The organism is Rheinheimera sp. NSM (genome assembly GCF_052380015.1).
In the GTDB taxonomy this organism is placed as follows: Bacteria; Pseudomonadota; Gammaproteobacteria; order Enterobacterales; family Alteromonadaceae; genus Alishewanella.
Map to the genome: position 1 here is coordinate 197,105 of NZ_JBQTCI010000003.1, position 12,232 is coordinate 209,336.

Sequence of the window (12,232 nt, forward strand, 5' to 3'; positions counted from 1 at the left end):
GCAGACGATCAAGAGCGAATTTGGGAGAAATTCGCGGGTCTGCGTGTTGTTACGGTGGAAGCGCCGCACTACAAATGCACTTTAATCTGACTTAACGCAAGTTAATCGACATATTCGGGCCGGAAACCGGAATATCGTCGTCAAACCAGCGCGCTGTAATAGTTTTCGTCTCAGTGTAAAAACGCACCGCCTGCTTACCGTAAGCATGCTGGTCACCATAGAACGAGCCTTTCCAGCCGGTGAATGAGAAAAACGGCAGTGGCACCGGAATTGGAATGTTAATACCCACCTGACCTACTTCCACCTCATGCTGATACTTACGTGCCGCAGCACCGCTGGCGGTAAAGATAGAAGTCCCGTTACCGTACGGGCTGTCATTTACTACTTTTAATGCTTCAGCCAGCGAGCCAACCTGCATGGTAGTTAATACCGGGCCGAAAATTTCCTGCTTATAAATTTCCATCTCGGTGGTGACATTGCTAAACACCGTTGGTCCTACCCAGTTACCGTTCGGGTAGCCTTCCACTTTGCAGTCTGAGCCATCCAGCACACACGTGGCGCCTTCTTTTTTACCCTGTTCAATCAGCGATAACACCCGGGCACGCGCCTGCGGGCTGATCTGCGGGCCATAAGCAGCGTTAGGGTCGGTGTAGACACCCGGGCGTACTTTGCCAATGGCAGCGGCCACTTCGGGGATCCAATCTGCTGCTGCGCCAACAAATACTGCTACGGATATGGCCATACAACGCTGACCGGCGGCGCCTACGGAAGCACCAACCAAGGCATTAACTACCTGCTGCTTATTGGCATCCGGCATAATAACCATATGGTTTTTTGCACCGGCAAAAGCCTGCACGCGTTTTAAATTGTCAGTACCGGTTTTGTAGATGTACTGGCCAACATTAACCGAGCCAACGAACGAAATGGCTTTAATATCCGGGTGGTGCAGTATCGCATCTACCTGCTCTTTGGCGCCGTGCACAACTTGTAATACGCCTTTAGGCGCACCGGCTTTAACAAACAGCTCGGCAATTTTGTTTACCGTCATCGGGTCTTGCTCAGACGGTTTTAAAATAAAAGTATTACCACAAGCAATGGCCATCGGGAACATCCACAGTGGGATCATCGCCGGGAAGTTAAACGGCGTAATACCGGCGCAAACACCCAGCGGCTGAATGTAACTGTAAGTATCGATGCTGCGCGCCACGTTTTCTACTGTTTCGCCCATCATCAGCGATGGAATGTTAGCGGCCTGCTCGACCACTTCAATACCACGCCAAACATCGCCTTTGGCGTCTTCTACCGTTTTACCTAATTCGCGGCAGATAATGTCGGCAATCTCGCCCTGGTGTTCTTTTAACAAATGCGCAAAGCGCATCATTAAGCGCGCGCGCTCTGATACCGGCACTTCTTTCCACGTTAAAAAAGCCGCTTTGGCCGACTCGATCGCCTGCTCCATTTCGCCAGCTGTGGCACATGCCACCTGAGCAATCACTTCTTGTGTTGCCGGGTTGGTAACGGGGATCAGTTTGTCACCGGTAGGGGTAACGAACTCGCCGTCGATAAAATGCTTAACCTGTTGTGTCATGTTGCTTCTCCCGATTGTTTGGCTGTACTGCCGGCTTGTTATCTGTGTAATGCTATTCGCCAGTCAGTTGTTTATTTGTTACTACAGTTGCAGTAAGTCGGTAGCAAAGCCTGCTATGCTCGCCACAGCGGCATTTCGGCCAATCCCGGCCTCAATGAGGCGGGCCGGCTTACGCCGACCAGCTTCGTTCCCGACGAAGCTGTTCCCCGCCTTCGCTACCGCGAAATGGGTCTGTGCCTGCGCTATCAGGTTTACCACCTTGCTTGTTTGATTCGTTACAGTACTTCCACAGCTAAAGCTACGGCTTCACCGCCACCGATACACAGTGAGGCCACGCCTTTGCTTAAACCGCGGTTGCGCAGCGCATGAATAAGGGTAACCAGAATACGCGCGCCTGAAGCACCGATAGGATGGCCCAGCGCACAAGCGCCGCCGTTTACGTTTACTTTGCTCTCATCCAGGCCCAGTTCATTAATCGCCAGCATGGTGACCATGGCGAAGGCTTCGTTAATTTCCCACAAATCTACCTGCTGTTTATCCCAGCCGGCTTTTTGCAGCGCTTTTTGCATAGCGCCCACCGGAGCAACAGTAAACAGTGCCGGTTCCATCGAGTTAGTCGCATGTGCGACTACGCGGGCTAATGGCTTAACGCCCTGCGCTTTGGCATCGCTTTCGCGCATCAATACCAGCGCAGCCGCGCCGTCAGAAATTGAGCTGGAGTTAGCCGCCGTAATAGTGCCGTCTTTGGCAAAGGCCGGACGCAGAGAAGGAATTTTGTCAATTTTGGCATTGCCCGGTTGCTCGTCTACTGCAAAGGTCATTTCACCTTTACGGGTCTGGAAAGTGACCGGGGTAATTTCGTTTGCAAAAGCACCGCTGGCAATCGCCTGCTGCGCACGGGTGGTAGATTGCACCGCGAAGGCGTCCATCTGTTCACGGGTAATGCCTTTCTCATCAGCAGTGCCCTGGGCAAAACAGCCCATAGCTTTACCGTCATAGGCATTTTCCAGGCCGTCTAACATCATATGATCTTTAATTTCGCCGTGGCCCATGCGGTAGCCGCTACGGGCTTTTGGCAGCAGGTAAGGTGCGTTGCTCATCGATTCCATACCACCGGCTACCACTACATCAGCGCTACCGGCCTTTAACAGGTCGCTGGCCAGCATTACCGCTTTTAAGCCCGAGCCGCATACTTTATTAATGGTAGTGGCACCGGCACTTAGCGGTAAGCCGGCTTTTAATGTGGCCTGGCGTGCCGGAGCCTGGCCTAAACCGGCCGGCAGCACGTTGCCCATAATCACTTCACTGACCTTATCACCGCTGATACCAGCCTGCTCTAACGCAGCTTTAATCGCCGTGGCACCCAGCACTGTCGCATCAACGTCGGTTAAGCCGCCCATAAAGCCGCCCATAGCGGTGCGTGTAGCAGCAACGATTACAATATTGTCGGTAGCCATGAAGTTCTCCTGAAAAAGCTGTCGGCTAAAAAGTTGTTCCAGAGCCTACACCAAATTTACGTTTACGCCAACGTCAACCACCTAACACTATGGTAGTGTGCACCGCTTTTGGTTCAGCAAAGTGTACAGTCTGACCAGTACAAACTGGCATTTTAGCTTTACAAACACGGTAAAAATGGCCGTTTTGCCAACTTAGCACCAAGTCACCAGCTTTACCTTTACGTAAACTTCACTTATATTGACTGCGTTTTCGGGGAAGGCGGATATGACAGAAAAAGAAGAAAAAACATATAGCATCAGCGAACTGGCCAAAGAGTTTGATATTACCACCCGTAGTATCCGCTTTTATGAAGATCAGGGGCTGATCACGCCTTTACGTAACGGCCAAACCCGTATCTACAGCAAGCGCGACCGGGTGCGGTTAAAGCTGATTTTACGCGGCAAACGCCTCGGTTTTAGCCTGGCCGAAACCGGCCAGCTGTTCGAACTGTACGACGCAGATAAAAGCAGCGTCACCCAATTAAGTACCATGCTGAAGCTGATAGAGCTGAAAAAAGCCGAGCTGCATCAGCAATTGGACGATATCAAAGTTGTGCTGATGGAGCTGGTAACAGTAGAGAAACGTTGCCGCGACACCTTAGCCGACGCCAAACAACATAAAACCGGCCTGAATTAATACAGCGCCGGTTAAAAAACATAGCAAACGGGGATCAACATGATTAGTAGTTATAAAGGGCTTAATTTCGATTTAGGCGAAACGGTAGATATGATTCGTGAGCAGGTTAACGCCTTCGCCCGCGAAGAAATCGCGCCGCGCGCTGCCCATATTGACGAGAAAAACGAGTTCCCGAATGAGTTATGGCGCAAATTCGGTGACTTGGGCCTGCTGGGTATTACCGTAGATGAAAAATACGGCGGCTCAGGCTTAGGCTACTTAGAGCACGTGGTTGCGCTGGAAGAAATCAGCCGCGCTTCAGCCTCTGTTGGCTTATCGTACGGTGCGCATTCAAACCTGTGTGTAAACCAGATTTTCCGCAACGGCACTGAAGCGCAGAAGATGAAATATCTGCCGAAACTATGCTCTGGCGAGCATATCGGCGCGCTGGCGATGAGTGAACCGAACGCCGGCTCAGACGTCGTCAGCATGAAGCTGCGCGCTGAGAAGCAAGGCGATAAGTACATTTTAAACGGCAATAAAATGTGGATCACCAACGGCCCGGATGCACACACTTATGTGATTTACGCCAAAACCGACATTAACGCCGGCTCTAAGGGCATTACTGCTTTTATTGTTGAGCGTGGCACTAAAGGTTTTAGCACGGCGCAAAAGCTGGACAAGCTGGGTATGCGCGGCTCTAACACCTGTGAGCTGGTGTTTGAAGATTGCGAAGTACCGGAAGAAAACGTGCTGGGCCAAATCGGCGGTGGCGTTAAAGTATTGATGAGTGGCCTCGACTACGAACGTGTGGTGTTATCCGCCGGCCCACTGGGCATTATGCAGGCCTGTATGGACGTGGTAGTGCCGTATATTCACGACCGTAAACAGTTTGGCCAATCTATCGGTGAATTCCAGCTGGTACAGGGCAAACTGGCTGATATGTACACCCAGATGAATGCAGCGAAATCTTACGTTTACACAGTAGCTAAAGCCTGTGATCGTGGTGAAACCACACGTAAAGATGCGGCCGCAGTAATTCTGTACTCGGCAGAGCTGGCGACTAAGATGGCACTGGATGCGATTCAGCTGCTAGGTGGTAATGGCTATATCAACGAGTACCCTACCGGGCGCTTACTGCGCGATGCCAAGCTGTACGAAATTGGCGCCGGTACCTCGGAAATCCGCCGTATGCTGATTGGCCGGGAATTGTTTACCGAATCAAACTAAGGTTTAAAGGCGAAACTCGGGTGGAAGCGGCTGCTTCCACCGTAACAACACGCAGACCCGCGAATTTCTCCCAAATTCGCTCTTGATCGTCTGCTTAGTTGTTCCGGTTCCGCACCGCCAAAAATAGCCGTAACCAAATAGAAAGTTGAACGAGGCGAAGCGCGTAACAGATTTAACTAAACGAGCGATCAAAAGTGAGCCGGGGAGCGGCGAACGGGCGAGTGTGTTAAATGTGTGAAAGCAGCGAAGCCGTGAATCTAAGTCCGGTGCAGGCCAAAGCTTCCACCGTAACAACACGCAGACCCGCTCGGATCTCCCATCCTCGCTCTTGATCGTCTGCTTAGTTGTTCCGGCTCCGCTTTGTCTAACCAGCTCTGGTATAAGGTGACTTAAGTGACCAGAATTACCTCCAAAATAAACCCTCGCTCTGAGGACTTTCAGAATAACGCCGCTGCCATGCAGGCTGTGGTCGATGATCTGAACAGCAAAGTACAGCAAATTAAACTCGGTGGCGGCGAAGCCTTAATTGCCCGCCATACCGCCCGTGGCAAGCTGTTTGTGCGTGACCGCATCCAAAAGTTACTCGACCCGGGCTCACCGTTTTTAGAAGTCGGCCAGTTTGCCGGTTGGGAATGCTATGACGACTACGTACCCAGCGCTGGTGTGGTCGCCGGTATTGGCCGCGTTAGCGGTGTCGAGTGCATGATTGTCGCCAATGACGCCACAGTAAAAGGCGGTACTTACTACCCGCTAACGGTGAAAAAACACCTGCGCGCACAGGAAATAGCCGAGCGCTGCCACCTGCCGTGTATTTATCTCGTTGATTCCGGCGGTGCCAACCTGCCGCGCCAGGACGATGTGTTCCCCGACAAACTGCACTTTGGCCGTATCTTCTTTAACCAGGCCAATATGTCAGCTAAAGGCATACCGCAAATTGCCGTGGTAATGGGCCTGTGTACTGCCGGTGGCGCCTATGTGCCGGCAATGGCCGATGAAAGCATTATCGTCAAAGAGCAAGGCACTATCTTTTTAGCCGGCCCACCGCTGGTTAAAGCCGCTACCGGCGAAGAAGTCTCCGCCGAAGAGTTGGGCGGTGCCGATGTGCACTGTAAAATCTCCGGCGTGGCTGATCACTATGCGTTAAACGACGAACATGCGCTGCAACTGGCACGCAATGCGGTAAGCCGCCTTAACCGCCCTGCCCCGCAAGCGATGGACGTTAAAGCACCGCAAGAGCCGCTGTATGACGCCAAAGAGCTGTACGGTGTTGTTGGCACTGACCTGCGCAAGCCGTTTGATGTCAAAGAAGTGATCGCCCGTATTGTTGACGGCTCTGACTTTGATGAATTTAAGCAGTACTACGGCGCAACCTTAGTTTGCGGCTTTGCACGCATCTTCGGCTATCCGGTGGGCATTGTCGCCAATAACGGCATACTGTTTTCAGAGTCGGCGCAAAAAGGCGCGCACTTTATTGAACTGTGCGCTCAGCGCAAAATTCCGCTGCTGTTCCTGCAAAACATTACCGGCTTTATGGTAGGTAAAAAATACGAAGCCGAAGGCATTGCCAAGCACGGCGCTAAAATGGTGATGGCCGTAAGCTGTGCCAAGGTGCCGAAATTTACTGTGTTGATTGGCGGCAGCTACGGCGCCGGCAACTACGGCATGTGTGGCCGTGCCTATGACCCTACCATGATGTGGATGTGGCCTAATGCGCGTATTTCGGTAATGGGTGGCGAGCAAGCCGCCGGCGTTATGGCGCAGGTCACCAAAGATGGCCTGGCGCGTAAAGGTGAAACTCTGTCGGCAGATGCCGAAAAAGCACTGAAACAGCCGATTATTGAGCAGTATGAAAAACAAGGCCATCCGTATTACGCCAGTGGCCGGTTGTGGGATGACGGTATTATCGACCCGGCACAAACACGGATGACAGTAGGTCTGGCATTAGCTGCAGCGCTGAATGCACCGATTGAAGAGAGCCGTTTTGGCGTGTTCCGGATGTGATTTTGAGTATAAACACGCACTTGCTGGTTCAACGGTAGAGGCAAGCGCGCAGCACACTTTGACCAGAACCGTGTTTTTCAGGGACGAAAAACACGAGCCTACAGGGAGGTATTTACGGCGTGTTCTGGCAAAGTTGTGCGGAGTGATTGCCGGTTGAATAAACACTTTCATTGAATAGAGAGTAAAAACTTTCGGAGAGAAAATGAACCAGGTTTACACAGAAGTCAGTATCGACCTGCGCGGCGTAGCCACCTTAACGCTAAACCGCCCCGAGGTACATAACGCCTTTGACGATGCGATGATAGCCGAACTTATCACCGTACTGAAAGACTTAGCCAATAACGACAGCGTGCGGGTGCTGGTACTGACCGCCAACGGCAAAAACTTCTCTGCCGGCGCCGACTTAAACTGGATGCGCTCGATGGCGCAAAAAGACTACCAGCAAAACCTGAATGACGCAGGCGAACTGGCCACCCTAATGCACCGGCTGGATAAATTTCCTAAGCCCACTCTTGCACTGATAAAAGGTGCCGCCTTTGGTGGTGCTTTAGGTTTGGTTGCCTGCTGCGATATCGCCATTGCCGAAGAGAACGCCAGCTTTTGCTTAAGTGAAGTGCGCATCGGTTTAATACCGGCAGTGATCAGCCCCTACGTAATGCGCGCCATTGGCGAGCGTGAAAGCCGGCGTTACTTTTTAACTGCCGAGCGCTTTATGGCACCCAAAGCCAAACAGCTCGGCTTATTGCATGAAGTGGTAGGCGATGGTGAATTAGCCGACAGCGCAGAAACCTTTATCAATACCCTGCTGCAAAACAGCCCTGCGGCGTTAACTGCCGCTAAATCGCTGATCCATAATATTTATAACCGCAAGATCAGCAATAACGTAATAGCCCATACCGAGCAGGCGATTGCTGAAATCCGGGTATCGCCGGAAGGTCAGGAAGGCTTAAGTGCATTCTTAGAAAAACGTAAACCGGCCTGGCTTGGCAAGGAAGACGCATAATGTTTCGCAAAATATTAATAGCTAACCGCGGCGAAATTGCCTGCCGCGTTATCGACACCGCGCATAAACTCGGCATCCGCTGCATTGCCGTGTATTCCGAAGCTGACGCCAACGCCCGCCATGTGCGCATGGCCGATGAAGCCTATCTGCTGGGCCCGGCACCGAGCAAAGACTCTTATCTGCGTGCGGATAAAATTATCGCCATCGCCAAACAAAGCGGTGCAGAAGCGATTCACCCGGGCTACGGCTTTTTGTCAGAAAACGAAAGCTTTGCCAAAGCCTGTGATGAGGCCGGCGTGGTGTTTATCGGCCCACCGGTAGGTGCCATTACCGCTATGGGCTCAAAAAGCGCCGCCAAAGACATTATGGCCAAAGCCGGAGTGCCGCTGGTGCCCGGTTATCATGGCGATGATCAAAGCGATGCGCTGTTAAGCACAGAATCAGAGCGTATCGGCTACCCGCAACTGCTAAAAGCCGCTTACGGTGGCGGCGGTAAAGGCATGCGCGTAGTGTGGAAACAAGCTGAGTTTGCTGATGCCTTAGCCAGTGCGCGCCGTGAAGCCCAGGCCGGTTTTGGCAACGACAAAATGCTGATTGAGCGCTATTTAACCAAGCCGCGCCATATTGAAATTCAGGTATTTGCCGATAATCATGGCAACGCTGTTTACTTAGCAGAGCGCGACTGCTCCATCCAGCGCCGTCACCAGAAAGTGATTGAAGAAGCGCCGGCGCCGAACTTCAGCAGCGAACAGCGCAAAGCCATGGGCGAAGCGGCAGTAAAAGCCGCCAAAGCCATTGATTATCGTGGCGCCGGTACGGTGGAGTTTTTATTCGACGAAGACGGTTCGTTCTATTTTATGGAAATGAACACCCGGCTGCAGGTAGAACACCCGGTTACCGAGATGATCACCGGCCAGGACTTAGTAAAATGGCAGCTGTTAGTCGCCGCTGGCGAGACTCTGCCACTGGCGCAGGACGATATTCAGCTGGATGGCCATGCGATAGAAGTGCGGGTGTATGCAGAAGACCCGGATAACGATTTCCTGCCGCAAACCGGCAAGCTGACTTATTTGCGCCAGCCCGAAGCCAACCGCCATGTACGGGTGGATACCGGCGTGGTGGAAAACGATGAAGTATCGCCGTTTTACGATCCAATGATAGCCAAGTTAATCGTCTGGGATGAAAGCCGCGACCGCGCTATCGCCCGCATGCTGCGTGCACTGGACGATTACCGTATTGCCGGTGTTACCACTAACCTGGGCTTTTTAACCAGCCTCACCGAGCACCCGGCGTTTAAAGCGGCTGAGCTTGATACCAACTTTATTAATCAGCACCAACAGACGCTGTTTGCACCAGCCAACAAAGAAAACAACCAAGCGCTGGTGCTGGCAGCACTTTATATATTGCAGCAGCAAAAAGCACCGCAAAGCTCATGCAACAGCTTCAGTCCGTGGCAGTTCAGCCATGGCTGGCGGATGAACGAGACACCGACTGTCGAAATTGCGCTGCAACATGGTGAAGACACCAGCCTGTTAAAAGTGCAGCAACTGCAGCAGCATTATGTAATTGACGTTGAAGGCCAGCAGCTTTGCTGCACAGCAGAGCTAAACGGCGATGAGCTAAGCGCGGTATTGGGCGATCATCGCACCAAGGTGCGGGTAAGCCGCTATGCTGACACCATCAGCGTGTTTATTAAACATCAGCGTTATGACTTTATCTACCAGACCGAAGTAACCACAGAAGTGGAAGGCGCCGAGCACGCCGGTAGCTTAACCGCACCAATGAACGGCACTATAGTGGCGGTAATGGCCAAAGCCGGCGCAACCGTAAAAGCCGGTGATACGCTGGTGATAATGGAAGCAATGAAGATGGAGTACAGCATTAAAGCGCCGAAAAACGGTGTGGTGAATGAAGTATTCTATGCCGCCGGCGACCTGGTAAAAGACGGCGCCGAGCTGGTTGACTTTACCCCGGAGGAAGCATGAATTTCCCCAAACAAGTTCGCCTTGTTGAAGTAGGCCCGCGTGATGGCCTGCAAAACGAAGCTGCAGTTGCTACCGCCGATAAAATCGCGCTGATTGATATGCTAACCGCCGCCGGCCATAGCTATATCGAAAGCGGCGCCTTTGTCTCGCCGAAGTGGGTACCGCAAATGGCGGACTCTTCAGACGTATTTGCCGCTATCAGCCGTAAAGCCGGGGTTACCTACGCTGCGCTGACGCCCAATTTAAAAGGCTATCAAGCCGCCAAAGCCGCCGGGGCGACTGAAGTAGCAATTTTCGGCGCCGCGTCTGAAGCCTTCAGCCAGAAAAATATTAATTGCAGCATCGCAGAGAGTTTGGAACGCTTTGCGCCTGTGGTAGAAGCGGCCAAAGCCGACGGCATCAAAGTACGCGGTTATGTGTCTTGCGTGGTCGGCTGTCCGTATCAGGGCGATGTCGCCCCTACTGAAGTGGCGTTAGTGGCGAAAGCGCTGCTGGAGATGGGCTGCTATGAGATATCGCTGGGCGATACCATAGGCGTCGGTACGCCGGCTAAAGTCAATGCGATGCTGGATGCGGTGCTTTCCATGGTGCCGGCAGATAAGCTGGCGGTGCATTTTCACGACACTTACGGCCAGGCGTTAACCAATATTTACGTGGCGCTAAACCGCGGTATTGCTGTGATAGACAGTGCCGTCGCCGGTTTAGGCGGTTGCCCTTATGCCGCCGGGGCGTCAGGCAATGTTGCCACTGAAGATGTGGTGTATTTACTTAACGGCCTTGGCATTTCGCACGGTATAGATTTAACTGCGCTGGCAAAGGCTGGCTGGTTTATTACCGACAAGCTCGGGAAGCAGCCTAGTTCTAAAGTAGGATTGGCGCTAAAGGCCAAGTGCACGCAAACTAACAGTTAAAAAAGCGCGTAGAGGATTTAAAATGGCAGGGTTTAATAAAGTCGTACATAGCTACGAAGACGCCATGGCAGGCCTGCAGGACGGTATGACCGTCATCGCCGGTGGCTTTGGCTTATGCGGTATTCCGGAAGGCTTAATTGCCCAGATCAAAAAAATGCAAACTAAAGATTTAACCGTGGTATCAAACAACTGCGGCGTTGACGGCTTTGGTTTGGGCATTTTGCTTGAAGATCGGCAAATCAAAAAAATGGTTGCCTCTTATGTCGGCGAAAACGCCCTGTTTGAAAAACAACTGCTGAGCGGCGAGCTGGAAGTAGAGCTAACACCACAAGGCACCCTGGCCGAGAAAATGCGTGCCGGCGGCGCTGGCATACCGGCGTTTTTCACTGCCACAGGTTATGGCACTCCGGTGGCTGAAGGCAAAGAAACCCGCGAAATTAACGGCCGCCATTATGTACTGGAACCTGCAATTACCGGTGATTTTGCCATAGTGCGCGCCTGGAAAGCCGATCGTTACGGCAACCTGGTGTTTCGTCACACCTCAATGAACTTCAACCCGATGGCCGCTACGGCCGGTAAAATTACCGTGGCTGAAGTAGAAGAAATTGTCGAGCCGGGCGAGCTGGAACCGTCACAAATTCATACCCCGGGTATTTACGTGCAGCGCGTTATTAAAGGCAACTTTGAAAAACGCATTGAACGTCGTATGGTCCGTCAAGGTTAAGGAGGCAACAATGGCTTTATCTCGTGAACAGGTTGCCATGCGCGTGGCGCAGGAGCTGCAAGACGGTTACTACGTTAACTTAGGTATTGGTATTCCTACGCTGGTGGCTAACTATGTGCCGGCCGGCATTGAAGTAATGCTGCAATCAGAAAACGGCTTGCTCGGTATGGGCCCCTACCCGACAGAAGACGAAATTGACGCCGATATGATTAACGCCGGCAAAGAAACCGTTACTGCCATTAAAGGCGCGGCCATTTTCAGCTCAGCAGAAAGCTTTGCCATGATCCGCGGTGGCCATGTCGATCTAACCGTACTGGGCGCATTTGAAGTGGACCAAAACGGCAACATCGCCAGTTGGATGATCCCAGGTAAACTGGTTAAAGGCATGGGCGGCGCGATGGACTTAGTCGCCGGCGCGCAAAATATCGTCGTAACCATGACCCACGCTGACAAGTACGGCAACAGCAAGCTGCTACCCGACTGTACGCTGCCGCTAACCGGGGTAGGCTGTGTGAAGAAGATCGTAACCGACTTAGCCGTGCTGGAAGTACGCAACGGTGCCTTCCACCTGCTGGAACGAGCACCAGGTATTTCAGTTGAGGAAATTCAGCAAAAAACTGCCGGTAAGCTGGTTATCGAAGGCAACGTGCCGGAGATGGTGTTTAGCTAAACTGCCGG

The 12,232-nt window shown here is 52.3% G+C and carries 10 protein-coding genes; 8 read left to right on the forward strand and 2 right to left on the reverse strand.

The annotated features are described in order from the left end of the window. Positions 1-91: 91 nt before the first annotated feature. Both ACTZWV_RS10235 and ACTZWV_RS10240 read right to left on the reverse strand, forming a co-directional pair. Positions 92-1,588, reverse strand: a complete 1,497-nt coding sequence (locus tag ACTZWV_RS10235; RefSeq protein WP_444786455.1) for a CoA-acylating methylmalonate-semialdehyde dehydrogenase — start codon at positions 1,586-1,588, stop codon at positions 92-94. A gap of 275 nt (positions 1,589-1,863) precedes the next feature. Further along, positions 1,864-3,045: a thiolase family protein gene (locus ACTZWV_RS10240; protein WP_444786456.1), complete on the reverse strand. Its 1,182-nt coding sequence runs from the start codon at positions 3,043-3,045 to the stop codon at positions 1,864-1,866. A 265-nt stretch (positions 3,046-3,310) separates the two neighbouring features. Here ACTZWV_RS10240 and ACTZWV_RS10245 point away from each other — a divergent pair, with 265 nt between their 5' ends. The 8 genes from ACTZWV_RS10245 to ACTZWV_RS10280 all read left to right on the forward strand — a co-directional run bounded on the left by ACTZWV_RS10245 (position 3,311) and on the right by ACTZWV_RS10280 (position 12,224). Further along, positions 3,311-3,721, forward strand: a complete 411-nt coding sequence (locus ACTZWV_RS10245; protein ID WP_092791404.1) for a MerR family transcriptional regulator — start codon at positions 3,311-3,313, stop codon at positions 3,719-3,721. Between the two features lie 39 nt (positions 3,722-3,760). After that, positions 3,761-4,930: an isovaleryl-CoA dehydrogenase gene (locus ACTZWV_RS10250; RefSeq protein ID WP_444786457.1), complete on the forward strand. Its 1,170-nt coding sequence runs from the start codon at positions 3,761-3,763 to the stop codon at positions 4,928-4,930. A gap of 393 nt (positions 4,931-5,323) precedes the next feature. After that, positions 5,324-6,931, forward strand: a complete 1,608-nt coding sequence (locus ACTZWV_RS10255; RefSeq protein ID WP_444786458.1) for a carboxyl transferase domain-containing protein — start codon at positions 5,324-5,326, stop codon at positions 6,929-6,931. Positions 6,932-7,133: 202 nt separating this feature from the next. After that, the gene (locus ACTZWV_RS10260; RefSeq protein ID WP_444786459.1) at positions 7,134-7,934 is read left to right on the forward strand and encodes an enoyl-CoA hydratase/isomerase family protein; all 801 of its coding nucleotides are present in this window, start codon (positions 7,134-7,136) and stop codon (positions 7,932-7,934) included. After that, positions 7,934-9,919: an acetyl/propionyl/methylcrotonyl-CoA carboxylase subunit alpha gene (locus tag ACTZWV_RS10265; protein WP_444786460.1), complete on the forward strand. Its 1,986-nt coding sequence runs from the start codon at positions 7,934-7,936 to the stop codon at positions 9,917-9,919. The genes ACTZWV_RS10260 and ACTZWV_RS10265 overlap by 1 nt, the downstream gene beginning before the upstream one ends. Then, positions 9,916-10,830 (forward strand): hydroxymethylglutaryl-CoA lyase, encoded by a 915-nt coding sequence (locus ACTZWV_RS10270; RefSeq protein ID WP_444786461.1) that lies wholly within the window; start codon positions 9,916-9,918, stop codon positions 10,828-10,830. The genes ACTZWV_RS10265 and ACTZWV_RS10270 overlap by 4 nt, the downstream gene beginning before the upstream one ends. A 22-nt stretch (positions 10,831-10,852) precedes the next feature. After that, on the forward strand, positions 10,853-11,554 hold the full coding sequence (locus ACTZWV_RS10275) for a CoA transferase subunit A (RefSeq protein WP_444786462.1): 702 nt from the start codon (positions 10,853-10,855) through the stop codon (positions 11,552-11,554). 10 nt (positions 11,555-11,564) lie between these two features. Beyond that, complete coding sequence (locus ACTZWV_RS10280) at positions 11,565-12,224, forward strand: CoA transferase subunit B (RefSeq protein ID WP_444786463.1); 660 nt, start codon at positions 11,565-11,567, stop codon at positions 12,222-12,224. Positions 12,225-12,232 lie beyond the last annotated feature (8 nt).